This window comes from Roseobacter sp. N2S (genome assembly GCF_031454055.1).
Taxonomy (GTDB): Bacteria; Pseudomonadota; Alphaproteobacteria; order Rhodobacterales; family Rhodobacteraceae; genus Amylibacter.
In genome coordinates this window covers 836,028-861,244 of the sequence record NZ_JAVDQB010000001.1, presented here as the reverse complement: position 1 = coordinate 861,244, position 25,217 = coordinate 836,028, and the positions used below count along the sequence as shown (strand labels likewise).

Annotated in this window: 27 protein-coding genes; 18 read left to right on the top strand and 9 right to left on the bottom strand. The window is 56.2% G+C overall.

Translation table 11 applies throughout. The features are described from left to right. Positions 1-3: 3 nt before the first annotated feature. The 6 genes from GGE09_RS04190 (at position 4) to GGE09_RS04165 (ending at position 7,394) form a co-directional block, all read left to right on the top strand. On the top strand, positions 4-807 hold the full coding sequence (locus tag GGE09_RS04190) for a uracil-DNA glycosylase (protein ID WP_309744155.1): 804 nt from the start codon (positions 4-6) through the stop codon (positions 805-807). Next, positions 804-1,397 carry a metallophosphoesterase gene (locus GGE09_RS04185; protein WP_309744153.1) on the top strand — a complete coding sequence of 198 codons (594 nt, stop codon included), beginning with the start codon at positions 804-806 and terminating at the stop codon, positions 1,395-1,397. Before GGE09_RS04190 ends, GGE09_RS04185 begins: the two co-directional genes overlap by 4 nt. 24 nt (positions 1,398-1,421) lie before the next feature. Next, the gene (gene moaB / locus GGE09_RS04180; protein WP_309744152.1) at positions 1,422-1,952 is read left to right on the top strand and encodes a molybdenum cofactor biosynthesis protein B; all 531 of its coding nucleotides are present in this window, start codon (positions 1,422-1,424) and stop codon (positions 1,950-1,952) included. Then, positions 1,949-2,398 carry an NUDIX domain-containing protein gene (locus GGE09_RS04175; protein ID WP_309744150.1) on the top strand — a complete coding sequence of 150 codons (450 nt, stop codon included), beginning with the start codon at positions 1,949-1,951 and terminating at the stop codon, positions 2,396-2,398. Before moaB ends, GGE09_RS04175 begins: the two co-directional genes overlap by 4 nt. Positions 2,399-2,501: 103 nt before the next feature. Beyond that, positions 2,502-3,974 carry an HlyD family efflux transporter periplasmic adaptor subunit gene (locus GGE09_RS04170; RefSeq protein ID WP_309744148.1) on the top strand — a complete coding sequence of 491 codons (1,473 nt, stop codon included), beginning with the start codon at positions 2,502-2,504 and terminating at the stop codon, positions 3,972-3,974. 3 nt (positions 3,975-3,977) lie between these two features. Continuing rightward, the gene (locus GGE09_RS04165; RefSeq protein WP_309744145.1) at positions 3,978-7,394 is read left to right on the top strand and encodes an efflux RND transporter permease subunit; all 3,417 of its coding nucleotides are present in this window, start codon (positions 3,978-3,980) and stop codon (positions 7,392-7,394) included. A gap of 5 nt (positions 7,395-7,399) precedes the next feature. Here GGE09_RS04165 and GGE09_RS04160 read toward each other — a convergent pair whose 3' ends face one another. The 5 genes from GGE09_RS04160 to GGE09_RS04140 form a co-directional block, all read right to left on the bottom strand. After that, the gene (locus tag GGE09_RS04160) at positions 7,400-8,062 is read right to left on the bottom strand and encodes a nitroreductase (RefSeq protein WP_309744143.1); all 663 of its coding nucleotides are present in this window, start codon (positions 8,060-8,062) and stop codon (positions 7,400-7,402) included. Further along, on the bottom strand, positions 8,059-8,796 hold the full coding sequence (locus tag GGE09_RS04155; protein WP_309744141.1) for an alpha/beta hydrolase: 738 nt from the start codon (positions 8,794-8,796) through the stop codon (positions 8,059-8,061). Before GGE09_RS04155 ends, GGE09_RS04160 begins: the two co-directional genes overlap by 4 nt. 9 nt (positions 8,797-8,805) lie before the next feature. Further along, positions 8,806-9,345, bottom strand: coding sequence for a pseudouridine synthase (locus GGE09_RS04150; RefSeq protein ID WP_309744139.1), 540 nt, complete (start codon positions 9,343-9,345; stop codon positions 8,806-8,808). Positions 9,346-9,403: 58 nt separating this feature from the next. Further along, complete coding sequence (locus GGE09_RS04145) at positions 9,404-10,351, bottom strand: hypothetical protein (protein WP_309744138.1); 948 nt, start codon at positions 10,349-10,351, stop codon at positions 9,404-9,406. 81 nt (positions 10,352-10,432) lie between these two features. Beyond that, positions 10,433-11,320, bottom strand: a complete 888-nt coding sequence (locus GGE09_RS04140; RefSeq protein ID WP_309744136.1) for a DMT family transporter — start codon at positions 11,318-11,320, stop codon at positions 10,433-10,435. 83 nt (positions 11,321-11,403) lie between these two features. On the opposite strand from GGE09_RS04140, the gene GGE09_RS04135 reads away from it, so the two are divergent. The 5 genes from GGE09_RS04135 to GGE09_RS04115 all read left to right on the top strand — a co-directional run bounded on the left by GGE09_RS04135 (position 11,404) and on the right by GGE09_RS04115 (position 15,421). Further along, complete coding sequence (locus GGE09_RS04135; protein WP_309744134.1) at positions 11,404-12,099, top strand: hypothetical protein; 696 nt, start codon at positions 11,404-11,406, stop codon at positions 12,097-12,099. After that, positions 12,080-12,481, top strand: a complete 402-nt coding sequence (locus GGE09_RS04130) for a hypothetical protein (protein WP_309744133.1) — start codon at positions 12,080-12,082, stop codon at positions 12,479-12,481. Before GGE09_RS04135 ends, GGE09_RS04130 begins: the two co-directional genes overlap by 20 nt. 97 nt (positions 12,482-12,578) lie before the next feature. Next, positions 12,579-14,525 (top strand): threonine--tRNA ligase, encoded by a 1,947-nt coding sequence (gene thrS, locus GGE09_RS04125; protein ID WP_309744131.1) that lies wholly within the window; start codon positions 12,579-12,581, stop codon positions 14,523-14,525. 7 nt (positions 14,526-14,532) lie between these two features. After that, complete coding sequence (locus GGE09_RS04120; protein WP_309744130.1) at positions 14,533-15,057, top strand: GNAT family N-acetyltransferase; 525 nt, start codon at positions 14,533-14,535, stop codon at positions 15,055-15,057. 172 nt (positions 15,058-15,229) lie between these two features. Next, positions 15,230-15,421, top strand: coding sequence for a hypothetical protein (locus GGE09_RS04115; protein WP_309744128.1), 192 nt, complete (start codon positions 15,230-15,232; stop codon positions 15,419-15,421). Between the two features lie 36 nt (positions 15,422-15,457). Here GGE09_RS04115 and GGE09_RS04110 read toward each other — a convergent pair whose 3' ends face one another. Then, the gene (locus GGE09_RS04110; protein ID WP_309744126.1) at positions 15,458-16,831 is read right to left on the bottom strand and encodes an MATE family efflux transporter; all 1,374 of its coding nucleotides are present in this window, start codon (positions 16,829-16,831) and stop codon (positions 15,458-15,460) included. A gap of 106 nt (positions 16,832-16,937) precedes the next feature. On the opposite strand from GGE09_RS04110, the gene GGE09_RS04105 reads away from it, so the two are divergent. From GGE09_RS04105 to arsC, 3 genes are read left to right on the top strand one after another with little or no spacing between them, the layout of a single operon-like run. Then, positions 16,938-17,273, top strand: coding sequence for a DUF952 domain-containing protein (locus GGE09_RS04105; RefSeq protein ID WP_309744124.1), 336 nt, complete (start codon positions 16,938-16,940; stop codon positions 17,271-17,273). After that, positions 17,270-18,328: a quinone-dependent dihydroorotate dehydrogenase gene (locus GGE09_RS04100; protein WP_309744123.1), complete on the top strand. Its 1,059-nt coding sequence runs from the start codon at positions 17,270-17,272 to the stop codon at positions 18,326-18,328. The genes GGE09_RS04105 and GGE09_RS04100 overlap by 4 nt, the downstream gene beginning before the upstream one ends. Continuing rightward, complete coding sequence (gene arsC / locus GGE09_RS04095; RefSeq protein ID WP_309744121.1) at positions 18,325-18,672, top strand: arsenate reductase (glutaredoxin); 348 nt, start codon at positions 18,325-18,327, stop codon at positions 18,670-18,672. Before GGE09_RS04100 ends, arsC begins: the two co-directional genes overlap by 4 nt. Positions 18,673-18,710: 38 nt before the next feature. Here the strand turns inward: arsC and GGE09_RS04090 are convergent, their stop codons facing one another. The 3 genes from GGE09_RS04090 to GGE09_RS04080 are packed head-to-tail and all read right to left on the bottom strand — an operon-like array spanning position 18,711 to position 21,011. Then, positions 18,711-20,015 carry an MATE family efflux transporter gene (locus tag GGE09_RS04090; protein ID WP_309744119.1) on the bottom strand — a complete coding sequence of 435 codons (1,305 nt, stop codon included), beginning with the start codon at positions 20,013-20,015 and terminating at the stop codon, positions 18,711-18,713. Positions 20,016-20,049: 34 nt separating this feature from the next. Beyond that, the gene (locus GGE09_RS04085) at positions 20,050-20,559 is read right to left on the bottom strand and encodes a PaaI family thioesterase (protein ID WP_309744117.1); all 510 of its coding nucleotides are present in this window, start codon (positions 20,557-20,559) and stop codon (positions 20,050-20,052) included. Then, a complete protein-coding gene (locus tag GGE09_RS04080) occupies positions 20,556-21,011 on the bottom strand; it encodes a PaaI family thioesterase (RefSeq protein ID WP_309744116.1) in 456 nt (151 codons plus the stop codon). The genes GGE09_RS04085 and GGE09_RS04080 overlap by 4 nt, the downstream gene beginning before the upstream one ends. 129 nt (positions 21,012-21,140) lie before the next feature. Between GGE09_RS04080 and GGE09_RS04075 the strand changes: the two genes are divergently transcribed. The 4 genes from GGE09_RS04075 (at position 21,141) to GGE09_RS04060 (ending at position 25,179) form a co-directional block, all read left to right on the top strand. Continuing rightward, positions 21,141-22,304 (top strand): putative manganese transporter, encoded by a 1,164-nt coding sequence (locus tag GGE09_RS04075; RefSeq protein WP_309744831.1) that lies wholly within the window; start codon positions 21,141-21,143, stop codon positions 22,302-22,304. Between the two features lie 97 nt (positions 22,305-22,401). Continuing rightward, positions 22,402-22,797 carry a MerR family DNA-binding transcriptional regulator gene (locus GGE09_RS04070; protein ID WP_309744114.1) on the top strand — a complete coding sequence of 132 codons (396 nt, stop codon included), beginning with the start codon at positions 22,402-22,404 and terminating at the stop codon, positions 22,795-22,797. Positions 22,798-22,958: 161 nt separating this feature from the next. Further along, positions 22,959-23,357, top strand: a complete 399-nt coding sequence (locus GGE09_RS04065) for a MerR family DNA-binding transcriptional regulator (protein WP_309744113.1) — start codon at positions 22,959-22,961, stop codon at positions 23,355-23,357. Positions 23,358-23,403: 46 nt separating this feature from the next. Further along, positions 23,404-25,179, top strand: a complete 1,776-nt coding sequence (locus tag GGE09_RS04060) for an acyl-CoA dehydrogenase C-terminal domain-containing protein (RefSeq protein ID WP_309744111.1) — start codon at positions 23,404-23,406, stop codon at positions 25,177-25,179. Positions 25,180-25,217: the final 38 nt, after the last annotated feature.

The window sequence follows — 25,217 nt, the reverse complement described above, 5'->3', positions numbered from 1 at the left end:
CACATGACCGATATCGCCAGCTATTATGCCGACCTGACTGCCCTTGAATGGCAGATCGACCTTGGCGCCGATGAGGCGATTCAGGACACGCCCGTCAATCGCTATGAACAGGCTGTGAAGCCAGCCAAAGGCGCGATCCCCAAGACCGGACCCAACAGTAACATCAAACCCGTCGATTTCATCCCCGTGATCCCGCAGGTGCAGGAAAGCGCGCCTGACATTGCCCGTATTATGGCGGGGCGCTGCAATGATCTGACGGCCCTGCGCGATGCTTTGGCAGTGTTTGAACATTGCGCCATCAAAAAAGGCGCGCGCAATCTGGTGTTTGCAGCGGGGCACGCTTCGGCGCGGGTTATGGTTATCGGCGAAGGACCCAGTCGGGACGAAGACCGAACCGGCGCGCCGTTTATGGGGCGTTCAGGCGCGATGCTGGATAAGATGTTCGCCGCCATTGGGCTTTCACGGGAAAATGAAGATGGCCAAGGAGCGCTGTACATCACCAACGTCCTGCCGTGGCGCACCCCACAAAACCGCGATCCCGAACCCGAAGAAATCGCCATGATGCTGCCCTTTCTGGAACGCCACATCGCGCTGGTGAACCCTGATGTGATTGTCGCGCTGGGGAATATCCCCTGCAAAGCCCTGCTGGGGCGCACCGGCATCACTCGTATGCGCGGCACTTGGGTTGAAGCGTTTGGCAAACCCGTCCTACCCATGTTCCACCCCAGCGCCCTGTTGCGCGACCCCGCCAAGAAAAGGGACAGTTGGAACGATCTGCTGGCCATCAAAGCAAGGTTGCAGCCATGAGAATCCTCGCCTTTTCCGACCTCCACGCAAATCAGGCCCATGCGGATCTGCTGGTTGCCGCCAGTGCATCGGCCGATCTGGTGATTGCGGCAGGGGATTTTTGCAACTTTCACAAAGGCCTGCAACAAGCGGTAGATATGCTGTCCGCGATCCCCTGCCCGATCATTGCCGTGCCCGGAAACCACGAAACCGCAGATGCGCTGTGCGCCGTGGCCCCGTCCCAAATGACCGTGCTGCACGGCCAGTCCCACGCCATCGGCACGATAGAAGTATTCGGCATCGGCTATGGCATCCCGATTTCGCCTTTCACCGACTGGTCCGTCGATCTGACCGAAACCGAAGCCACCGAAATGCTGGAAAACTGCCATCAGGCGGATATTATCGTCAGCCATTCCCCCCCGATCCATCTGGGGGATAAAACCGCAAACGGCACGCATGTGGGGTCAACGTCCCTGCGTGCGGCGATTGAACGGCTGAAACCAAAGTTCTTCTTTTGCGGCCATATTCACGAAAGCTGGGGCACATCGGGGCAGATCGGCGATACACAGGTCCACAACCTTGGCCCCTCGGTGAACTGGTTTGATCTGTAACCCCCAACACGAAACGAGCCGAGCATGAGCGACCGCCAATTCATCCCGATCCGTATTGCCGTTCTGACCGTGTCAGACACCCGCACCCTTGATGATGACAAATCCGGTCAGACCCTTGTGGATCGCCTGACCGCGGACAATCACATCCTTGCAGATCGTAAAATCCTGCCCGATGAGCGCAACCAGATCGCAGAGCAACTGCGCGCATGGTGTGCCGATCCCGACATAGACGCGGTAATTTCCACCGGCGGCACAGGGCTTACTGGGCGCGATATTACGGTTGAAGCCCACCGCGATGTTTATGAGAAAGAAATCGACGCATTTTCCACCTATTTCACGATGATTTCAGCCGAAAAAATCGGCACCAGCGCAATCCAGTCCCGCGCCTGCGGCGGCGTGGCCCAAGGCACCTATCTGTTTGCGCTGCCCGGATCGCCCGGTGCCTGCAAAGACGGCTGGGACGGCATTTTACGGGCGCAACTGGATTACCGCCACATGCCCTGCAACTTTGTCGAGATCATGCCCCGCCTGACCGAACACCAGCGCCGCAAATGAGCGGGGATTTTGTCACCCTAGGGGATTGGGCCGAGACAGGCAAACAGGCCGCAGGCGTCATTTTGCTGGACCAGCATAGCCGCCTGTTAATGCAATTGCGAGACATCAACGAGCGCACCGCAGGCCCCGGTTTATGGAGCATTTTTGGCGGCGAGGTCGAAGCAGGCGAAACCCTGCAAGCCGCAGCCTTGCGCGAATTCGCCGAAGAAACTGGCCTGATCCTGCCCCCCACAGCCCTGACCCCGCTGGCCCGCGCATTATCCCTGTTTGGTACGCGGCTTTACGCCTTTACCGCCACCATATCCGTGGACCCCAGCCAAATCCGCCTTGGCGAGGGCGCAGGCTTTGCCTTTCTCACCCGTGTCCAGATCGAATCTTTGCCCCTAATGCCCGCCGCTGGCGCCATTCTGCGCCACTATTTCGCTACTTTAGACACGCAGAATTGATTTTCTTTGGTTTTGCGCGACGGAATTTAAATTCCAAGGCGTATAATCGACGGTAAAGAGACCCAACTGGTAATTTTCACAACGGATCATCCAAAGGATCACAATGCGTTTTGTCACACGAAGCCTGATGGGCCTGATGCTCTTGACGCTTACCGTCGCGCTGCTGGCGCTGGCGGGCAACAGCCTTGTCACCGCTCTAAAAGATCGCAGCAGTGGCGGCTTTGGCAATCGGCAGGCCCGCGAGCGGGTGTTTACTGTCGAGGTGGCCGATCTAACCCTCGGCCGTCACGCCCCCGAAATCAAAACCTTCGGAGAGGTGATTTCAGGCCGCACGCTGGAACTGCGCGCGGCGGCCAGTGGCGCTTTGGTGCAAATTTCTGACAGCTTTCGCGAAGGCGGCGTGGTTAAAAAAGGCGAGATCCTGTTTCAGTCTGATCCCGCCAACGCCCGCTCCAAATTATTGATTTCCCAAAACGAACTGGCCGAAACCGAAGCCGATCTGCTGGACGCAAAACGCAATCTGTCCTTGGCCGAAGACGAGGTCAAAGCCGCCACTGACCAACGGGACCTGCGGCGCAAAGCGATGGAACGGCAAAACTCCCTAAGTGATCGCGGGCTGGGCACGGATACGGCGATGGAAACATCCGAACTGGCTGTATCTGCCGCAGAGCAGGCCCTTTTGGCCAAACGCCTGTCGCTGGCCAATGCACAAGCTGCAATTGCGCGGGCAGAAACCCTGTTGGGCCGTCGCCAGATCAACCGTGACGAGGCCGCGCGGGTGCTGGCCGAAACCACAGTTGTTGCAGATTTCGACGGTGTTCTAACGGGTGTCAGCGCCGTTCTGGGGCGTTTGGTGAACGCAAACGAACAGCTTGGCAGCCTGATCGACCCCACCGCACTGGAAGTCTCGTTTCGGGTGTCATCGGGCGAATTTCGCGCGCTGGCCGCTGCGGATAACGGGTTGCAACAGGCCGAAGTTCAGATTGACGTGGCCAGCGGCACCCGGTTTTCGGGCCAGATTGACCGCGTATCCGCCGCCGTTGGCGAAGGAATGACCGGGCGCGAATTATTCGCAAAAGTCCAAGACGCGGCAGGGCTTGGCATCCAGCCGGGGGATTTCGTCACAGTGACTCTGCGCGAACCGCCGCTGGACAATGTGGCAAATATCCCAGCTACAGCCGCCACCACCAACGGCGCGGTACTGCTGATCGGTGCAGACAACCGTCTGGAAGAAGCCACCGTAGAAATCCTGCGCAAACAGGGGGATAACCTGATTGTACGTGCCGACCATCTGGCCGGGCGTCAAATTGTACTGGCCCGCGCGCCCCAACTGGGGACGGGCATTCGGGTCGAACCACGCAGCTCGGGCGATGTCATAGCAGAACAGTCTGCCCCGCCCCCGCCGCAAAACGACACGATTGAAATCACCGAAGACCAGCGCCAGCGCCTGATCGATTTTATACAAAAAAACGACCGCATTCCTGCTGAGCGCAAACTGGCCATGGTTCAAAGCCTGCGCCAGACTCGTGTGCCCAAAACCATGGTAGACCGCATTACCCAGCGGATGGGCGGCTAGGTCATGGCAATGCGGCAGCTTCCCCCGACAGCGGGCGGTATTCTAAGCTATTTCACCCGCCACAAGACCGCCGCGAACCTGCTTCTGGTGCTGATGCTGGTGATCGGCCTTGGCTCTACCACACAAATCCGCTCGCAGTTTTTTCCCGATGTGATCATCGACAGTATCACAGTCGGCGTCAGTTGGGATGGCGCTGGCCCCGAGGATGTGGACAACGGCATCGTATCGGTTCTGGAACCGGCCCTTTTGACCATTGAAGGCATCGAAAGCACCACAAGTTCGGCCACGCAGGGCACTGCGCGCATCCAACTGGAATTCGAACCGGATTGGGACATGGGGCGCGCCGCCGATGACGTGAAAGCCGCCGTGGATGCCGTGACCAACCTGCCCGAAGGCGCGGATGAGCCCACAATCCGGCGCGGGGCATGGCGGGATCGGGTCACGGATGTGGTGATTTCCGGCCCTGTTTCCACCGATCAACTGGGCCGCTTTGCCGATGAATTCGCCGCCCGCCTGTTTCGCGTTGGCGTCACCCGCACCACCATTCGCGGCGTGGCGGCCCCTGAAATTGTGGTGAACGCACCTGAATTCTCCCTGATCCGCAACGATGTAACACTGGCCCAGATCGCCGCCGCCATCGCAGAAGAGGCCGAAACCGACCCCGCTGGTGATGTGGCAGGCGGATCGGCCCGTGTGCGCACCGGCGTGGAAAAGCGCAGTGCGGATCAGGTGCAAAATGTGGTTGTCCGATCAAATCCGGACGGATCAAAACTGCGGGTCGGCGATGTGGCCGACGTGGTGGTTGAAGGCGTCGCCCGCGAACGCAGTTATTATGTGGGCGACAATCCCGCCGTGTCGATCCGTGTGGATCGCGCGGATCAGGGTGATGCCATTCAGATGCAAAATCAGGTCCAACAAGTGGCCGCCGAAATGCAACTGACCCTGCCAGAGGGCGTCACCATTGAACTGATCCGCACCCGCGCGCAGGCGATCACAGACCGCTTAACCATCCTTGTGGACAACGGCTTGATGGGGCTGGGGCTGGTGGTTCTGCTGCTGTTTATTTTTCTGAATGCGCGTACAGCGTTTTGGGTGGCAGCGGGGATTCCTGTGGCCATGTTTGCAGCCATTGCCCTGATGTATGCCTTTGGGCTGACCATCAATATGGTTTCGCTGTTCGGGTTGATTATCACGCTTGGGATTGTTGTGGATGACGCAATCGTGGTGGGCGAACACGCCGATTACCGCGCCCGCACTTTGGGTGAAGACCCGATCAGCGCCGCTGAAAATGCTGCAAAACGTATGGCAGCACCCGTGTTTTCGGCCACCATCACCACCGTCATCGCGTTTTTTGCGCTTACGGCTGTGGGCGGGCGGTTTGGTACGATGATCGCGGATATTCCGTTTACCGTGATCGTTGTGCTGATGGCGTCTTTGGTGGAATGCTTCATTATCCTGCCCAACCACATGTCCCACGCCCTTGCCGCGATTAACAAGAAACGCTGGTATGACTGGCCCTCGACCACGTTCAACAAGGGTTTTGACTGGTTCCGCCAGACCCTGTTCCGCCGCTTCGTCAATTGGGTGCTGATCCTGCGTTATCCGGTGCTGGCAGGCGTGGTTTTCTTGCTGGCCTTGCAATCTGCGCTGTTCCTGTCAGGCGAAGTGCGCTGGCGGTTTTTCAACGCCCCCGAGCAGGCGTCGATTTCGGGAAATGTTGCCATGTTATCGGGCGCAAAGCGGGCAGACACCCTTGAAATGGTGCGTGAATTACAACGCGCCGTGACCGACACCGCCGCCGAGTATGAGAAAAAATACGGCATCAACCCTGTCACCTATGTTCTGGCCGAAGTGGGCGGCAACACAGGGCGCGGGCTTGCCGGATCAGACACCAAAGACGCGGATCAGCTGGGGTCTATAGCGGTGGAACTGATCGACGCAGACAGCCGCCCCTATACGTCCTTTGAACTGGTCGCCGCCATTCAAGCCAATGTGCGCGAACTCCCCCTTGCCGAAACCGTCAGCTTTCGTGGCTGGCGGTCTGGTCCGGGGGGCGACAGTCTGGATATCCAGATCTATGGCGCAGATGCAGATACGTTGAAACGCGCCTCCGAAGCCTTGAAAGCCGCCGTAATTCAATACCCCGAGGTTTCTGCCGTCGAGGATAATCTGGCCTATGACAAAGACGAACTGGTCTTGGAATTAACCCCGCAGGGGCAATCCCTTGGCTTTACCATTGACACCATCGGACGTGAATTGCGCAATCGTTTGAACGGGATAGAGGCCGCAAGTTTTCCTATTGGTGTCCGCACGGGTGAAATCACTGTGCGTCTGCCCGAATCCGAACTGACCGCCGATTTTCTGGATAAAACCCGCCTGCGCACGCCTTCTGGCACCTATGTACCCTTATCCGATGTGGTCAGCGTCGATACCAGCGTTGGCTTTTCCACCGTGCGGCGGGAAAACGGCATCCGTTTGATCGCCGTGACCGGAGAAATTTCCGAAGACGACCCGGACCGCGCCACCTTTGTTGAAACCCAACTGCGTGACGCGATCATGCCCAAAATCGCCGCCGATCTGGGGGTGGAATGGCGCATGGGCGGGCTTGCGGAACAGGAACAGGAATTCCTGTCCGACGCCATGCTGGGATTCGGCCTGTGTCTGCTGGGGATTTACCTGACGCTGACATGGATTTTCGCCAGCTGGACGCGGCCTTTGGTGGTGATGGCGGTGATCCCCTTCGGGCTGATCGGCACGATCTACGGCCATTATGCTTGGGGTGTTTCGCTGTCCATGTTCTCGGTTGTGGGGCTGATTGGCATGTCGGGGATTATCATCAATGACAGTATTGTACTGGTGTCCACGGTGGATGATTATTCTAAAACCCGAGGGCTGTATCCTGCGATTGTAGACGCCGCCGTGGATCGCCTGCGCCCCGTATTGCTGACTACGTTGACCACTGTTCTGGGCCTGTTTCCTCTGCTGTATGAAGGATCACGTCAGGCGGAATTCCTGAAGCCCACGGTTATAACCCTGTGTTACGGGCTGGGCGTGGGGCTGTTTCTGGTGCTGCTGGTGGTGCCGTCCCTGCTGATCGTCCAACAAGACCTGGCCCGTCTGTTCACATCCTATCGCCGCGCCAGTTTTGGCCACCACCCTGCCGTTGGCCAGCGCATGGTGATTTTGGGGGCAAGCGTGACCTGCCTGATCCTGCTGGCCGCCACCATCGGGTTGCAGATCACAACCGGCGGGGTCGCGTCTTGGATCACAGCGCTGTTTGGCGTGTTGAACCTTTCGGCCCTTGGTGCGCTGTCGCCAACGGCGCAATCACTGGCGGTTTTGCTGGTGGCCTTGGTATTGACACTGCTGGTTGCCCTGACTTTGGCGGCAGTGGTGCAGCGCAAAACACGCCGCAGCTGACAAGATCACGCGTCGCGCAGCCAGACTTCTGGTGCGGCGCGTGTGGTCATAAAGTCATTCACTGGGTGGGTTGTATCGGGTAGGCCAATGGACAGCCCTGCAAACAGCATTTCATCGGCGGGCGCATCCACAAACCCACTAACAAATTTATGCTGCGTGGACCAGACTTCCTGCGGACAAGACGCAAGACCCGCCTCTTCCAGCAGCAGCATCACGGTTGCCAGATAGCCGCCAAGATCGGTCCATTGCGCCGCACCCATATCGCGATCTACAAACAGAAATGCCGCGACGGGGGCGCCAAAGAACTGGTAGTTATTGGCGAACCATTTCAGCCGTGCCATTTTATCGTCACGCGGAATGCCAAGCTGGGCATACATGGTTTCGCCAACCGCAAAACGCTGGCTGCGATAAGGTTCTTTCAGGGGTTGCGGATAGACGGGATATTCCGGCGTATCCACCAGACCCTTGGCCGAGCGTTCCGCCATTTCAGTTTTAAATTCCGCCATCCGCGCACCGTGCAGCAGCACCACACGCCACGGCTGCACATTGCCGCCAGAAGCTGCACGCGCTGCTTTGACCAGCACATCGCGCACTGTATCCACGTCTATTTCAGTATCCAGAAAGGCGCGGCAGGACCGGCGCTGTGCTACGGCTTGGGTTACATTCATTGGCTTACCTCGGTGACGGCATCCGTGATCATTTTCAGGCAGGCATCATCCGAAAACCGATGATCCGCGCCTTTGACAAAGGTCAGCCGCAGATCGTCGCAGGCCACATGGTCCACGATCCGCAGCGGCACCGACATTGCCACATCCACATCCGCTGTTCCGTGCAACAAACGCACTGGAAACGGCAGCGATAAGGGGCTGCGCAGCACCAGTTGATTGCGCCCGTCCTCGATCAGTTTCTGGGTAATCACATAGGGGCCGTCGTCATAGTCAGAGGGCAGTTCCACCCGCCCCGTGGCAGCCATTTCAGCCTTTTGTGCCTCGGAAAAGCCAGCCCACATGCTATCTTCGGTGAAATCCGGCGCAGCGGCGATGCCAACCAGCCCTTTGACCCGCTCAGGACGCGCCCGTGCGGTCAGCAAGGACATCCAGCCGCCCATGGAGCTGCCCACCAGAACCTGCGGACCATCGGTTAACTGATCCAGAACCGCCAAAGCATCCGCGGCCCAGTCGCCAATGCAGCCATCTGTGAAAGCTTCGGAACTTTGCCCGTGGCCCGAATAATCGAACCGCAAAAATGCCCGTCCCTGAGCTTGCGCCCAGTCTTGCAGATAGACCGCTTTGGTGCCGTCCATGTCGGATTTGAACCCGCCGAGGAACACCACGCCCGGACCGTTCCCGTCCAGCTTGTGATAGGCGATGCGCCGTTCGTTTGCGTTTAGATACTCAGCCATTCTGCCCTCTTAAACCTGCACTTCTTTCCATGTGCCGTTTTCCACCCCGTCGATGGTCCAGTCCCCGACACGGTAGCGGATCAACCGCAATGTAGGATATCCCACCGCCGCTGTCATCCGCCGCACCTGACGGTTGCGCCCTTCGCGGATGGTCAGGCAAATCCAGCTGTCAGGAATGCTTTTGCGATAGCGCACAGGCGGGTCGCGTTGCCAAAGCCCCGCAGGCTCTTTCATCATGTCACATTCGGCGGGGCGGGTCATGCCGTCTTTCAGTTTGACCCCCGCGCGCAGCGCCTTGATGGCCGCATCATCAGGAATACCTTCGACCTGCGCCCAATAGGTTTTGGGCGCTTTGTATTTCGGAGAGGAGATTTTGTTTTGCAAAACCCCGTCGTCAGTCAGCACCAACAGCCCCTCGCTGTCACGATCCAACCGTCCGGCGGCATAGACCGCAGGGACTTTGATGAACTCAGCCAGCGATCGGTGCCCGCCTTCGGATGTGAATTGCGACAGAACATTGAATGGTTTGTTGAATATAAGTGTTGTCATACAATCCGCATGCACGAATTTTACAGAACCCTCAACATCAATGCGCAAGCAATGTGATTTAGGGCCCGCATTTGGTCACAGGAGTGCTGCCATTCCCTGTGCCAACAGATGTGCCTGCGGTCGCATCAGGGCACCATTGCGCTTCGGCGCGCAGATACCCGCCATAGGGCAGTTTGGGGAGTAGGGCCTCTAAAGCAGCCGCAGCAGTCGCTTGGCTGTCAAAAGGCACAGCCGTTCGCCGCCATGACCCGATCAGATAAATCTGTGGTGGCAGGGCTGCGGTTTTCAGATTATCGGGCAGTTCGGCCACCAGAGCTTTCAACCGTTTTACTTCTACCAAAGCTGCCTCATCTGACTGATCGGCGCCCGCAACAATCAGCCAGCGATTGCTATCACTGGGATCAATATCTGCGACTTGAACCGGATCAACCTGTTTTTCGGCAGAAACCCGCAAAGCCACCAGAATCCGGTCTTGTTCCTGATAAATCGTGTCGGGAAACCGCCTGACCGCTGCTTTAACCCCCTTCAAGCGCCCCCGCAATTCTTCCACATTTTCAACGGCTTTCAAGGCAGCCACCTGACCTACCTCGTCAGTTTCGATGATTTCGACCGTATTCAGCGAAACCTTCGACACTTTGGCGCAGAGCATAAAGGTACTCAGCTTCCCCAGACTATCAGTCGGCAATGCACGCATCCGCGCGTCCTCTAGCAGCTTTTGCACCTCATATTCGGCCCTTTGAATATCAGTAGCGTTGCTGGACAAAACCTTAGAGTCATCAAAATGTCTGGCACAATAAAAATCGCGACGTTCAACCTGCGCCAGACGATAGTGCTCGCTTGTCCAATTGCGTAACTGATCCACCACCAGCAGACCGCATACAGCAATAAGTAGCAGGCATAACGCAGCCGCGCCGATCTCCACGATCAACTTGGATGGCCGCAGCGCCGAATAGCTTCTTACGGGTTTCTTTTCGGGGGGCGGCGGGTCCGTGGCATAATCAGGCATGATCCCTCAACGTATAGCTAAAATAGAGCGAAATATGCCCCACTCTACCGAGACTTGAGTCGATCTGTCAAATTAGGCATTCTAAAGCGGGGGCCTGCTTTTCCGCGTTGCGATAAACACCCCCAAGCCCGCCAGCACCAGCCCCAGCCATGCCAGCACGGGCATGTGTTCGCCCAAAACATACCACGCCATCACCGCAGCCACAGGGGGAACCAGAAACAGTTGCGCCGAGACTTTCGAAACTTCGCCCGCGCGGATCATCGCCAGAAGCAATCCGACCGCGATGACCGAGTTGCCAATCACCAAATACCCCAGCGACCAGATAAACGGCGCGGTCCAACTGACATGGCCCAAACCCAGCGCTGCCACGAAGGGCAACAAACAGACCAGCCCCGCGCTGTAGCCCACGAGATTGGCAGTCACCGGATGATGCTGGCGCCCGAACCGTTTTTCCCAAAGGCTGCCCATCACAATCCCTGCCAGCGCCAAAGTGGCAAAGACAAACCCCAGCACGGGCGCCGGCCCGATATCCAGCCGTGCCACAATCACCACTGCCGTACCCAAAAGGGCAAGCGCCAAGCCGCCCCATTGCCGCCAGCCGATCCGCTCGCCCGTCCAGCGCGGCGCGATCAGGGCCACGACAATGGGCTGCAACGACATGATCAACGCCAATGTGCCCGCCGCTATACCGTTTACAAACCCAATATAGCTGAACCCGAAATAGACCGTCTGGATCAGCACCCCAACAATCGCCAGATGCAACCACCCCGCCCGTGTTTGAGGCAAAGGCGGGCGCAGCACCACAAACAGCACCGCCATAATCAGCACCACAAAGCCGAACCGCAGTAATAACAAGGTTAAAGGCGGCGCATATTGCAGACCGATCTTAGCCACTGTGTAGCCTCCCGACCACAGCAGCAGAAAAATAACAGGGGCAAGGATCAGCCAGAGAGGACGGGGGTGGGGCACAGAAATACTCAATTTGGAGAGAGAAGGCGGATACTGTTGGACTTCGCTAACATTACCTATATTTAGAGGGAGGAGGACCGCAAGTGCCGAGAGACTTTGAGATATTTGGAGAAGGAATCTACACGCCACGGCAAGCGGCGCGCCTCATTGCAAGCACTCCACAAGAAATTCTACGTTGGACTCGGGGGAGCGGCCCCACAGATCCGCTGTGGAAAGCTCGCTATCAAGATATAGAAGATACAACTGAATTGAGTTTTCTAGATCTCATTGAAGTTAGAGTCGTAAGGGCATTTCGAAAAGCAAATATTTCTCTCCAATCAATTCGTTATGCAATTGAGTTTGCGAAAGATAAGTTAGGCGTTGCGCATCCTTTGTCTACCTTAGTCTTCAAGACTGACGGCACGCAAATTTTAATTTCCGCTTTGGAACAAGATGGCGAATATTACAGCCTTGCCAGAGAGAATGCTGGCCAGAAAGTATTTTCAAGAATTGTCAGTCAGTCGATAAAAAATCTTGAATACGATAACGGCAAGGCAGTGAGATGGCGGCCACACTCCTCAAACAGTATTGTTATCGACCCGAAGCGGCTTTTCGGGGCGCCACTTTTGGATAAATACGGTGTTTCTACAAGAACACTGTTTGACGAGTTTCATTACCATCAAAACTTTGAATATTTAAGTTCGATATATGACATTCCTAAACCAATTATTAAGAATGCAATTGCTTACGAAAATTCTTTAGAAAAACAGCAAGACGAGAATGGTAAACGTATTATTTGATCATAATATGCCACCTGTGATCCCTCGAGCACTGGACTTGCTTGTGCGCCCATTAGGACATCAAGCAATCCCATTACGGGACAAATTTCCTGTTGATATAGAAGATATTGACTATTTCGCGGGCTTAGGAAAAGAACGTGACTGGGTGGTCATTTCGAAGGACGTGGCCAACGCGAAGCGTAAACCAGAACGCGAGGCGATTATCAGGTCAGGGGTTCTAACTTTTTATTTGTCTCCTACGGTCGGTAAACAAACTATCACACAACAAGCTGCTACGATTCTTTGGCAGTGGGATAAAATTTGTGATCAACGAGCACGACTTGCAAATGGTTTATTTCTATTACCCGAGGGTAAGGGTTCGAAGTTTAGATCACTATATTAGACCCCACTTGACATATAGCATCTTCATCTCCAGAACCGCGGCAACATAACCGCAACCGGGCGTTTCGTAGGCGCCAAAATGATGGAGGTGCCAACAGATGGCCGACATTACCCTTACCCTTCCCGATGGCGCAGCACGCGTTTACCCTGCCGGTACCACTGGCGCAGAGGTGGCCGCGGATATTTCGAAATCCCTGTCCAAAGCCGCGTTTTCCTGTTCTGTGAACGGCGAACACCGCGATTTGTCCCGCAGCATCGACACCGATGCAGATTTTGCGATCTACACCATCAAAGACGACGCCCAAGCCTTGGAACTGATCCGGCACGACTGCGCCCATATCATGGCCCGCGCCGTGCAAGAACTGTGGCCGGACGTGAAAGTCACCATCGGCCCCGTTATCAAAGACGGTTGGTATTACGATTTCGACCGGCAAGAGCCGTTCACCCCAGAAGACCTCGGCGCGATTGAGAAAAAGATGCGCGAGATCATCAACAAGCGCGAGCCTGTGACCACCGAAGTTTGGGATCGGGACCGCGCGGTGCAATTCTACAAAGACAATAACGAACCCTACAAAGTTGAACTGATCGACGCCATTCCGGGCGACGAACCTCTGCGCATGTATTGGCACGGCGACTGGCAAGACTTGTGCCGCGGACCGCATTTGCAGCACACAGGGCAGGTTCCGGGTGACAGCTTTAAGCTGATGTCGGTTGCGGGGGCCTATTGGCGCGGTGATTCCAACAACGCCATGTTACAACGCATCTACGGCGTGGCGTTCAAGAACAAGAACGACCTGAAAGCCCATCTTTTGATGCTGGAAGAGGCCGCCAAACGGGACCACCGCAAGCTGGGCCGCGAAATGAACCTGTTCCACATGCAAGAAGAAGCGCCCGGCCAGATTTTCTGGCACCCGAACGGCTGGAGCATCTATACAACTCTTCAGGATTACATGCGCCGCAAACAGCGGGCTGGCGGTTATGTAGAGGTGAACACCCCGCAAGTTGTGGACCGCAAATTGTGGGAAGCATCGGGCCATTGGGACAAATATCAGGAACATATGTTCATCGTTGAAGTGGACGAAGACCATGCACGGGAAAAATCCATCAACGCGCTGAAGCCAATGAACTGCCCCTGCCACGTTCAGGTCTATAACCAAGGGCTGAAATCCTATCGCGATCTGCCCCTGCGTATGGCTGAATTTGGTTCGTGCAACCGCTATGAACCCTCGGGCGCATTGCACGGCATTATGCGGGTGCGCGGCTTTACCCAAGACGACGCGCATATCTTTTGTACCGAAGACCAGATCGAAGAAGAATGCGCCCGTTTCATCGACTTTTTGTCGTCAGTCTACAGCGATCTTGGATTTGAAGATTTCGAAATCATGTTCGCCACCCGCCCTGAAAAACGGGTCGGAACCGAAGAATCTTGGGACCACGTAGAAAACGCCCTGGAAAGCGCCATCAAGAAAACTGGCCATTCTTACACGCTCGATCCGGGTGAAGGCGCGTTTTACGGGCCAAAGCTGGACTTTAAACTGACCGATGCCATTGGTCGGGTGTGGCAATGCGGCACCTTCCAAGTGGACCCCAACCTGCCCGAGCGGCTGGACGCGAATTACATCGGTGAAGACGGCGCGAAACACCGCCCCTATATGCTGCACCGCGCGACCTTGGGGTCGTTTGAACGGTTCATCGGTATCCTGATCGAAAGCCATGCGGGTAAATTGCCATTCTGGCTGGCTCCGCGTCAGGTTGTTGTGGCCTCTATTGTGTCGGATGCAAATGATTACGTTCACGAAGTTGTTGCAGCCCTGAACGCTGCGGGCGTGCGTTCCGAGGCGGATATCCGCAACGAAAAGATCAACTATAAGGTCCGTGAACATTCGCTTGGGAAAGTACCTGTGATCCTTGCGATCGGCATGAAAGAAGTGGAAGAACGCACCGTTTCCGTGCGGCGTCTGGGCGAAAAGAACACCAGTGTTCAGGCTTTGGACAGCGTGCTTGCTGATCTGACTGGCGAAGCAACCCCGCCGGACATGCGCTGATCCCTTCATGCCAGCCATCGCCCCCAGACTGAATACCGAACGCCTAATCCTGCGCGCCCACCGCGTGCAGGATTACGCCGAGTCCGCCGCCATGTGGGGCGATGCTGCGGTGACAAAATACATATCTTCCCAGCCCGCAACCCCGTCCGAAACATGGTCCCGCCTGCTGCGCTATAACGGACATTGGCAGATACTGGGCTATGGCTATTGGTGCGTCACAACCCATGACGACCGCTTTGTCGGGGAAATCGGCTTTGCCAATTACAAACGCGATATGACCCCGCCTTTGGGCGATACCCCCGAAGCAGGCTGGGTCATCGCCCCTTGGGCTCAAGGCCAAGGCTTTGCCCGCGAGGCAATGAATGCAGCCCTTGATTGGGGTGATACGCGGTTTGACGAAACTGTCGCTATTTTTGACCCTGATCACACTGTATCTCAAAAACTCGCGGAGAAACTGGGCTATCAGAAATCCCATGTGGCCCAGTATATGGGCGGCGACTCGGTTGTTATGAAACGGGTAAGCCGGAAATAATTCGCTCAAGAAGACTGTGCCTGTTACGCCACAGAACTGTTGCATTTTAGTGTAATTAGGCGGATTCGGCCTCTTGAAATCCCATACCCGCCCCATTTCCGCCCGATTCAGGGCGCACCGTGGCTGTGTTAAGCGCCCTCAAGAATGGCGCGGCAGTCAAGAGGCACAGCAAATGGCATCCCAATTCGACCCGCGCAAATCCGCGCCCAAAACACCCTGTACAAACGCCCCTGATCCCCATGTTCTGCGCACCTCGCAGACCCTGAAAATCAAGGCAGAAATTCCGCAATATCATCCCAACAGCAAAGAACCCGCCCCCCGCATGTTGTCTTTGTTCAACGTGCTTCAAGCCCGTTACGGCTGATCACACCCCCTGTTAAACCGGCATTCATCTGCTGTACTATACAGCGGGTTTCTGACGCCATCCACCAATCTGGTCGCGCGCCACCCTTGCGCTAACAGTCAGGGACAGCACCAGCCCTGTGGTCACCGCAATGGCCACGCCGAACCAAACGCCCCATGTGCCCAGATCAAACACTCGCACCAAAAGCCAACTGAAAAACCACACACCAAAGGCTTGGCGGTAAATACCGATCCACAGGGTATAGATCGGCTTTTGCAAGGCTTGCAGGAATGAATTCATCGAAAACAGGATGATGTAAACGGGCAGGATAAACCCATCCACGCGCAGGTAATTCGATCCGATGCGGATCACGTCGGGGTCGTCGCTAAACACCGCAATCGCATAGGGCGCGGCCCCCCACAGCAGCACAGACCCGGAAAGCATCAGGACCAGCCCCGCCTTGCAACAGAACCACAACGCCTCGCGCACGCGATCAAACTGTCCAGCACCAAAATTCTGCGCCGCAATAGGCAGTAATGCTCCTGATAGCCCCAATCCGGGCAGCAGGATCAGTTGTTCCACCCGCAGCCCCACACCATAAGCCGCCACCGCCGCACCGCCAAACCCTTTAAGGAAATACTGCACCACAAAGCCCGCCAGCATCATCACCATCATGGTAAAACTGGTCGGAACCGCCTGCTGTGTGATCTGCCCTAGCCATTTGAAACGCGGCCAGAACACCGCTGCCTGATTATGGGCCATCACATCCGACTGGAACACACGGTACAGAATAAACACCGTCACCCCCGTCTGGCTGACAGCCGTAGACAGTGCGATTCCGTTAAAGCCTATCCCGTCAATCACCCCTGGGATTCCGAAGATAAACAACGGGTTCAGCGCCAGATTAGCAAAAAATGACGCAATCTGCGCGTGTAGCATAGACGTCATATCCCCCTGCGCACCTAAAATTCCATTGGCACTGAACGCCACCAGAAAACTGGGCGCGGTAAACAACAAAATCTGCAAATAGGCCTGCCCCGCATCGCGGTAGCCGCCCGGTTCAGACACAATCGCCAGCAAATAGGGCGTCACCACCACCCCCACCAGCGCCAGAACACCCGACGCCAGCACCGCATAGGTGATCCCCTGACAGGCGATCCGCTTCGCCTGCCCCAGCCGCTTTTGCCCCAAGGCCCGCCCGACCAACGCACTCAGCGCTGCATTCAGGCCAAAGCCAAAGGCGATCATCACGAAAAACACCTGAAACGAAATCGCCAGCCCCGCCTGCGCATCGGTTGACAACAGGCCCGCATAAAACGTGTCCACCACATTATAGAGCGTGTTAAACACCATCCCGATGCCCATCGGCACGGCCAACGCACGAAAATGCCCTGAAATTGGGCCTGTGGTCAAATCGCGGGCACGTGACATTCAAACGGCTCCTTTAAAATGCAGGCTCAGCGGTCGCACGGTTTCTGTGCCCTGTCGAGCATCAATCCACCTTGACCTGATGCCGATCTCACGGCATCACCGCTTTATGCTGATATACAAAATCTTCCGCTCTGACGAATGGGCTGCCATGCAGTCTGATGGTGAAACCCTTGGTGCACCCATCGACCTGTCCGATGGCTACGTGCATTTCTCTACAGCCAAACAGGCCCGCGAAACAGCGGCCAAACATTTTGCAGGCGAGGCAGGGCTTTGGCTGATTGCCGCAGACACCCAAAAAATGGATGCGCTGGAATGGGAGGTTTCACGCGGCGGGGCTGAATTCCCCCATCTTTACGCCCCGTTCAAAATGGAGCATGTGGCTTGGGCGGCAAAACTGCCCCTTGGCGCGGATGGCCATCAATTTCCGGCCAAAATGGCATGAGGCTGACTGAAAAGCTCGCGCTCGCGGCCATGTATCAGATGGACCCAGAAACGGGTCACAGCCTTGCGATCAAAGCCCTGCAAATGGGGCTGACCCCGAAATCCGGCCCCGTCACCACTGAACGGCTAAAAACCAAAATCGCAGGTCTGTCCCTGCCCAACCCCATCGGGCTGGCCGCAGGTTTCGATAAAAACGCAACCGCGATAAAACCCCTGCTGCAATCGGGCTTTGGCTTTATCGAGGTGGGCGCGGCCACGCCCCTGCCCCAATCTGGCAACGACAAACCCCGCCTGTTCCGCCTGCGCGAAGACGCGGCTGCGATCAACCGCTTTGGGTTTAACAATGACGGGGCAGATGCCATTGCTGAACGGCTGGCAACGCGCCCGAAAACAGGCATCGTCGGGTTGAACCTTGGCGCGAATAAAACCGCCAGCGACAAAGCGGCAGACTTTGCAACAGTCCTGAAAACCTGCGGCGCACATGTGGATTTCGCCACGGTGAATGTATCATCCCCCAACACAGAAAAACTGCGGGATCTACAGGGCAAAGCCGCCCTCGCCTCGCTGTTGGCAGGGGTGGTGGACGCCCGCAACGGGCTGGATCGCAAAATTCCGATCTTTTTGAAAATCGCCCCCGACCTGACCAGTGACGAATTGCAAGACATCGCCGAAGTAGCCCTAAACGCCAAGCTCGACGCAGTCATCGCCACCAATACAACCCTGTCCCGCGACGGGCTGAAAAGCGCGGACCGTGATCAGCAAGGCGGGCTGTCGGGCCAACCATTGTTTGAAAAATCAACCCGCATATTGGCCCAACTCAGCCAGTTGACCGAAGGGACCATCCCCCTGATTGGCGTGGGTGGCATTGCCAGCGCGGCCCAAGCCTATGCCAAAATCCGCGCCGGTGCCTCGGCCGTGCAGCTTTACACCGCATTGGTCTATGGCGGCCTGTCCCTTGCCAAGGACATCGCAACCGAACTGGATCGCCTGTTGGCCAAAGACGGCTTTGCTTCAGTGGCCGAGGCAGTTGGAACCGAAAGGCACCTGTGGCTATGACCCTGACTATCTGGCACAACCCGCGCTGCTCTAAATCCCGCCAAACACTAGACCTGCTGCAAACCGCAGGCCATACGCCAACCGTAATCCGCTATCTGGACACACCGCCCACAGCCGAGCACATCCGCTCCGCGCTGGCATTACTTGACCTCCCCGCCATCAAACTGATGCGCGCTGGCGAAAAACGGTTCAAAGAACTGGGCCTTAGCAAAACCGACAGCGCCGAAACGTTGATCACAGCCATGGAGGAAAACCCGATCCTGATCGAACGCCCTGTGGTTCTGACAGACACCAAAGCCGCCATAGGCCGCCCTCCCGAAGCCGTTCTCGACCTGTTCAAATAACCCGACACATCCGCTTCAATGTTCCACAAATACTCAAATCACGCATCCGCTGCCCGCTCCAACGCGGGATAGCGGGCCGCAAGCGTCGCCCCGCGCGCCACAAAGAAGATGATCAAACTCGCCCATAGCCCGTGATTGCCAAAGGGTTCCAACAGCAACCAGACCGACAGCCAATAAATCCCAAAAGACAGTGCCATCATATTGCGCATATCGCGGCTGCGGGTGGCGCCGATAAAGATGCCATCCAGCATCCACGACGGGCCGCCCAGAAACGGGGCCAGTACCATCCAAAACAAATAGTCCCGTGCTACGATCTGAACCTCGGGGGCTTTGGCCATCACGTCGATCAGCCAGCCACCGCAAAGGGCGAAAAACGTAGACAGGATGAAGATCACCACAGCAGCCCAAAAACTGGTTAACAAAACACTGCGCCGCAAAGACTTGCGGTCCTTTGCACCCAGCGCCTGCCCGATCAAGGCCTCCGCGGCAAAGGCAAACCCGTCCATGCCATGGGCGGTGATGAACAGGAACTGGATCAACACCTGATTGGCCGCCAAAGTGGTATCATCAAACGAAGACCCCAGAAACAGAAACGACACAAAGCCGATTTCCAGCAGGATCGAACGGATCATGATATCCCCGTTTACCGAGGCCATGCGCCGCAGGATCACCCGATCAAACACAACCGCCCAATTGCGCCAGTAATCTCCTTTAAAGGCGTCCCGAACCAGCCACAGGCCAAGCCCCAGCCCGCTGATCTCTGCAATGACTGTCGCGCTTGCGACACCCGCAACGCCCCAGCCCAATTGCAGCACAAACACCAGATCCAACAGGATGTTCAGCCCGTTCATCCACAGTTGCAGTATCAGAATGGCCTTGGTGCGTTCATGGGCCACCAGCCAGCCGGTCAGCCCGTAAATGGCGATGGCGGCAGGAGCGCTCCAGACGCGGATTTGCAAATAGGTGCGCGCCAGCCCCTCAACCTCATCTGATGCGGGCGCCAGTTGAAACGCCGCCCAGAACACCGGCACTTGCAACAGGATGAACGCCAGCCCGCCAGCCAGCCCGATCATCAATCCGCGCACCAAAAGGGCACAAACCTCGCCTTGATCTTTTGCCCCAATCGCTTGGGCCGTCAGCCCCGCCGTGCCCATGCGCAAGAACCCAAAGACCCAATAGATTGCCGTCAGGATAATCGCCCCGATCCCCACTGCACCGATAGGGGCCGCCAGACCCAATTGGCCTACAACGCCAGTGTCCACCGCCCCCAAAATCGGAATCGTCGCATTGGAAATCACAATCGGCACCGCGACATTCAAAACGCGGCGATGGGTCAGGCGCATGGGTCCTTCAGAGACCAATTGCTGTGCGGCAGGGTTAAGCACCCGTTTCAAGCCGGGGCATCAGGAAATGCCCCGTGGCCTGCGCAAACAGCTTGGCACGATTGTCCTGCCATGCTTCGACGTGGACGCTGGCATATCGCCTGCCCGACCGGTTTACAGTGGCGCGCGCATAACAATCCCGCGCCAGCCCCGGGCGCAGGTAATCCACGGTAAAGTCGATGGTCTTTGGCAGGCGCAAATACCCCGCAGCCGCCACGGTCTCGGCGTCTTGGGGGCTTTCTTCCATCGCGTTCCAAGCCCGTTGCCACGCAAGTTCGATCAAAGCAGCGGTTTCCAGAAAAGACGCCGTCGCCCCGCCGTGGATCGCAGGCAAGGCAGGATTGCCGATCAGCTTGTCCGAAAATTGCATCAGCGCCGTTAACTCGTCCCCGCGACGGTCAAAGGAAATCCCGAGGAATTTAATGTAGGGCACACTGTCCACCAGCGCCGCCAACGCCCCGTCCCGCCGTTTCTTGATCACCTGCAATGCTTCTGTTTTGCTCATGATGCCACCTCGGCTGATTTGATCTTGCTGAAAACAAAGGCCCCTGTGGCTGTAGCCACCGGATGTTCTGCATCTCCGTCATGGGCAATCGCGCGCACAAAGGCCACCGTTCGCGTCGCTTTATACACCTCGGCCTTGGCGATAATCCGTTCGCCCGGTTTTGCAGGGCGCATGTAATCTATCCGCAAATCAATTGTGGCGGTGGGTTTGGCGCAATCGGGATGCAGGTTTACCGCAAAACCGCAGCATGTATCCATCAAGGCCGAAACCGCGCCCCCGTGCACCACGCCCGTTTCAGGGTCACCGACGATCATCGGGTTATAGGGCATGGACATGGTTGCCTCGGACACGCCGGCTTGGTCTATTTGCATATCCACCGCCTGACAGAACGGCAAAGCCGCCATAAATTGTTTTGCGATGGCAACACGCTGGCGTAATTCTTCTTCGGTCATTCCTGCTAACTTCCTCGGTAATATGCCCAAATAGTGTGTCAGTGATATTTAACTTGCAATTCACTACACAAGTCCTAAGTTTGCAATTGAGAATAATTCGCAATAGCAGCAATGGACAGAAAAGTGACAATGCAACCAGATACAGTAGGCCGCCAGTCAAAAGCCGCACAACGTGCGGGCAAAGCGATTCTCGGGCTGCCGGAGCAATTTGGCCCGATGCGGACCAATCGCATGTTGCTGGCTCTGTTGTTGCTGGCCTTTGCAGCCATGCCCGGAACCTTGGGCGAAGTCACACGCGGCGCATTGGAAGACGCCTATGTAGGGGTCGCTGTATTCGTGGCGGCCACTTTGTTGTTGTTTTACGGCGCGGAAAAAGCCTTTGGCTTTGATATCGGCACCACCTTTCGCAATGCCAAACTGGCCCAAGTGCCACTGGCCGCTCTGCTTGGCGCGATGCCCGGCTGTGGGGGCGCAGTGGTTGTTGTGGCCGCTTACTCGTCAGGCAATGTGTCCATGGGCGCTATTGTTGCGACCCTGACGGCCACTATGGGCGACGCGGCCTTTCTGTTGATCGCCAAACGCCCCGAGGCCGCGATGATCCTGTTGCCAACCAGCTTTATCATCGGGATTCTGTCTGGGTATATCGTCGATCTGTTGGACAAACGCAGCTATGCCAGCGAAACGGCGCAGTTGGAAATCCCGATGATCGGGCGGGCGCGCAAACGGGACTACGTGTATCTTGCGCTTATTCTGCCGGGTTTGTTTTTCGGTATCGCAGCATTGGCGCAGGTTGAATTTTCCGGGCTGATTGCCGATTTCTCAACCGCATTGGCCCTATGTGGCATTACAGTTTCAATGCTGGTCTGGGCCACATCCCCTATCCATTCCATGACCAATCCAGATGATTCTGCGGTGACGCGGGTCACAGAAGAGACCAGCTTTATCACCGCTTGGGTTATTCTGGCCTTCTTGCTGTTTGAATATGTGAACGCTTTTACGGGTCTTGATCTGGAATCCCTGTTCAACACCGTGGGCATCGCGCTTCCGTTGATGGCGATCCTTGTGGGCTTTATTCCGGGCTGCGGGCCGCAGATTCTGGTGACCACATTCTACATTAATGGTCTGGTGCCGTTTTCTGCATTGATCGGGAATGCCATTGCCAATGACGGCGACGCGCTGTTCCCTGCCATCGCGCTGAATCCCAAAGCAGCCTTTGTTGCAACGATCTATTCGTCGATTCCCGCGTTCATTGTGGCCTATGGCTTCTACTTTTTTGCCCCTAATTTCCTTTAGGTAAGTCGGTTTTGCAGTGCGGAATTGGGTTTCGTATTGCAAACCGTCAAAGGTTTGGTAGGTTTCGCCCAAATCTTCCTGGGAGGAATGATACATTATGCCCGGCGATCGCCTGAACCTAAAAGAGATGTGCGCAAAGTTTGATGTCACCACACGAACCCTGCGTTACTATGAATATATTGAACTAATCTTTCCCGAAAAAGAAGGCCGTACCCGTTATTATGGCCCAACCGAGTTTGCCCGCATGGAACTGATCCTGCGGGGCAAGCGCTGGGGATTCAGCCTCGAAGAGATTCGACAATGGCTGGAAATGTACGACAAGGAAAACCAGCAAAACCAGCTCGAAACCCTGATGGACATGGTAGACCGTCAATTAATCGAGATGGAAGCGCGCTATAAACAAGTGGCCGAAACGCTGGAAGAGTTGCGTGAATTGAAAATGCGCACCACCGAGCGGCTGGCCAACGCCCGCATCACGGGCAAGGCCAGCTAGGCACGCCCGGGTGCACTGCATCCGGGTTTTCCCCTTCTAATATGGTTAAAATCAAAGTGACGTTGCGTATCTTTACGTAAACGTAATGCACACGCACTTGTTTCGTGCTATGTTGACGTACACGTAAGCATCATAATTCAAATCTGTAAAAGAGGTAACTCATGTCAGAAGTCCGCAAGACCATTCGCCAGATGTGCGAAGAATTTGATGTCACCCCGCGTACATTGCGATTTTACGAGTCTAAAGAGCTGTTATCCCCCCTGCGTGAGGGTCAGAAACGTCTGTACGGAAAACGCTCGCAGGCCCGTTTGAAACTGATTCTGCAAGGCAAACGCTTTGGCTTCTCACTTGAGGAAATTCGCCAATTGCTGGACCTCTACTATATCGGGGACCAACAACGCACCCAACTGACCCAGACCTATGAGTTGGGGCAGGAACGGCTGACCGCGATGAAACAACAACGCGCCGAGCTGGATAAAACCATTGCCGAGTTTGAAGGCCAACTCGAATGGGGCGCCCGCTTTATCGCCAAAACTTTCGCACAAGAGGCGGCTGAATAGCCGCCCTTCCATCCGAACTTATCCCAAGACCCCAAGGAGCACCCTAATGCCAACATATACCGCCCCGACCAAAGATATGTCTTTCGTGCTGCATGAACTGCTGGACGTGGAAAACACAAAAATCCCTGGCTATGACGACCTGACCCCTGATTTCACCTCGGCCATTCTGGAAGAAGCGGGCAAAATCACCGGCGAAGTCATCGCGCCGTTGAATGTTGTGGGCGATCGTGAAGGCTGTAAGCTGGAAAATGGCGTCGTGCGCACACCAACAGGGTTCAAAGCCGCCTTTGACCAGTTCCGCGAAGGCGGCTGGACGGGCATTGCATCCGATCCTGAATATGGTGGGCAGGGCATGCCCTACATTATGGGGATGGCGGTGTCTGAAATGGTGTCATCTGCCAATCAGGCCTTTGGGATGTATTCCGGCCTGACCAACGGTGCCTATGCCGCGATCCACGCCCACGGGACGGATGAACAAAAGCAAACCTACTTGCCCAAGATGGTGTCTTGCGACTGGACAGGTACAATGAACCTGACCGAATCCCATTGCGGCACCGATCTGGGCCTGATGCGCACCAAAGCCGAACCACAGGACGACGGGTCGTATAAAATCACTGGCGAGAAGATTTTCATCTCATCCGGTGAACACGATATGTCCGACAACATCATCCATCTGGTGCTGGCCAAGATCGTTGGCGGGCCAGAAGGCATCAAAGGCGTGTCACTGTTTATCGTGCCAAAATTCATGGTGAACGAAGACGGCTCTGTGGGCGCGCGCAACGGTGTTGCCGTTGGCTCGATCGAAGAAAAAATGGGTATCCACGGCAATTCCACCTGCGTGATGAACTATGACGGGGCCACTGGCTATCTGCTGGGCACGGAACACAAAGGCATGCGCGCCATGTTCACCATGATGAACCACGCCCGTCTGGGTGTGGCCATGCAAGGGCTGGCACAGGCCGAAACCGCGTATCAGAACGCTGTGATCTATGCCAAAGACCGCCTGCAAGGCCGCGCTGTCACAGGGGCGGAAAACCCCGATGGTCCAGCCGACCCGCTGATCGTTCACCCTGATATCCGCCGCAGCCTGATGGATCAGAAATCCTTTGTCGAAGGCGCACGGGCCTTTGTCTATTGGGGCGCGATGATGATCGACAAAGCCCATGAAAATGACGACAAAGACGCCGACGGGCTGATTTCCCTGCTGACCCCTGTTCTGAAAGGGTTCCTTACCGATAAGGGCTATGACATGACCGTGCAGGCCCAGCAAATCTATGGCGGCCACGGCTATATCGAAGAACACGGCATGTCCCAGTTCACCCGCGATGCCCGCATTGCGATGATCTATGAAGGGGCAAACGGGGTTCAGGCGCTGGATCTGGTGGGGCGCAAGCTGGCCCAGGACGGCGGCAAACATGTAATGGCCTTCTTTGAAATGGTGAAAACCTTCATTTCCGAAAACAAGGAAAACGAAGCGATTGCCGATTTTATCAACCCGTTGAAACAGGCATCCAAAGACCTGCAAACGGCTGGCATGTTCTTTATGCAGGAAGGTATGAAAAACCCGAATGCGGCGCTGTCAGGGTCTTCGGACTTTATGCACCTGTTCGGTCATGTCTGCATGGGCCTGATGTGGGCGCGTATGGCAAAAGCCGCAACGTCTGCTCTTGACGGCAATGCCGATGATCCCGACTTCTATAAGAATAAACTGATCACGGGGCGCTATTACATGCAGCGCCAATTGCCTGCTACAGGGATGCACCTTGCCCGCATCCAATCCGGAGGGGAAACCGTGATGGGTTTGAACGCCGAGGCGTTTTAAACAACACAACGCACACACGGGTGGCGCAACCGCCACCC

Coding starts and splice junctions, on each gene's coding strand:
- GGE09_RS04190 (WP_309744155.1), top strand. CDS start 4: ATGACCGATATCGCCAGCTATTATGCCGACCTGACTGCCCTTGAATGG.
- GGE09_RS04185 (WP_309744153.1), top strand. CDS start 804: ATGAGAATCCTCGCCTTTTCCGACCTCCACGCAAATCAGGCCCATGCG.
- moaB (WP_309744152.1), top strand. CDS start 1,422: ATGAGCGACCGCCAATTCATCCCGATCCGTATTGCCGTTCTGACCGTG.
- GGE09_RS04175 (WP_309744150.1), top strand. CDS start 1,949: ATGAGCGGGGATTTTGTCACCCTAGGGGATTGGGCCGAGACAGGCAAA.
- GGE09_RS04170 (WP_309744148.1), top strand. CDS start 2,502: ATGCGTTTTGTCACACGAAGCCTGATGGGCCTGATGCTCTTGACGCTT.
- GGE09_RS04165 (WP_309744145.1), top strand. CDS start 3,978: ATGGCAATGCGGCAGCTTCCCCCGACAGCGGGCGGTATTCTAAGCTAT.
- GGE09_RS04160 (WP_309744143.1), bottom strand. CDS start 8,062: ATGAATGTAACCCAAGCCGTAGCACAGCGCCGGTCCTGCCGCGCCTTT.
- GGE09_RS04155 (WP_309744141.1), bottom strand. CDS start 8,796: ATGGCTGAGTATCTAAACGCAAACGAACGGCGCATCGCCTATCACAAG.
- GGE09_RS04150 (WP_309744139.1), bottom strand. CDS start 9,345: ATGACAACACTTATATTCAACAAACCATTCAATGTTCTGTCGCAATTC.
- GGE09_RS04145 (WP_309744138.1), bottom strand. CDS start 10,351: ATGCCTGATTATGCCACGGACCCGCCGCCCCCCGAAAAGAAACCCGTA.
- GGE09_RS04130 (WP_309744133.1), top strand. CDS start 12,080: ATGGTAAACGTATTATTTGATCATAATATGCCACCTGTGATCCCTCGA.
- thrS (WP_309744131.1), top strand. CDS start 12,579: ATGGCCGACATTACCCTTACCCTTCCCGATGGCGCAGCACGCGTTTAC.
- GGE09_RS04120 (WP_309744130.1), top strand. CDS start 14,533: ATGCCAGCCATCGCCCCCAGACTGAATACCGAACGCCTAATCCTGCGC.
- GGE09_RS04115 (WP_309744128.1), top strand. CDS start 15,230: ATGGCATCCCAATTCGACCCGCGCAAATCCGCGCCCAAAACACCCTGT.
- GGE09_RS04110 (WP_309744126.1), bottom strand. CDS start 16,831: ATGTCACGTGCCCGCGATTTGACCACAGGCCCAATTTCAGGGCATTTT.
- GGE09_RS04105 (WP_309744124.1), top strand. CDS start 16,938: ATGCTGATATACAAAATCTTCCGCTCTGACGAATGGGCTGCCATGCAG.
- GGE09_RS04100 (WP_309744123.1), top strand. CDS start 17,270: ATGAGGCTGACTGAAAAGCTCGCGCTCGCGGCCATGTATCAGATGGAC.
- arsC (WP_309744121.1), top strand. CDS start 18,325: ATGACCCTGACTATCTGGCACAACCCGCGCTGCTCTAAATCCCGCCAA.
- GGE09_RS04090 (WP_309744119.1), bottom strand. CDS start 20,015: ATGCGCCTGACCCATCGCCGCGTTTTGAATGTCGCGGTGCCGATTGTG.
- GGE09_RS04085 (WP_309744117.1), bottom strand. CDS start 20,559: ATGAGCAAAACAGAAGCATTGCAGGTGATCAAGAAACGGCGGGACGGG.
- GGE09_RS04080 (WP_309744116.1), bottom strand. CDS start 21,011: ATGACCGAAGAAGAATTACGCCAGCGTGTTGCCATCGCAAAACAATTT.
- GGE09_RS04075 (WP_309744831.1), top strand. CDS start 21,141: ATGCAACCAGATACAGTAGGCCGCCAGTCAAAAGCCGCACAACGTGCG.
- GGE09_RS04070 (WP_309744114.1), top strand. CDS start 22,402: ATGCCCGGCGATCGCCTGAACCTAAAAGAGATGTGCGCAAAGTTTGAT.
- GGE09_RS04065 (WP_309744113.1), top strand. CDS start 22,959: ATGTCAGAAGTCCGCAAGACCATTCGCCAGATGTGCGAAGAATTTGAT.
- GGE09_RS04060 (WP_309744111.1), top strand. CDS start 23,404: ATGCCAACATATACCGCCCCGACCAAAGATATGTCTTTCGTGCTGCAT.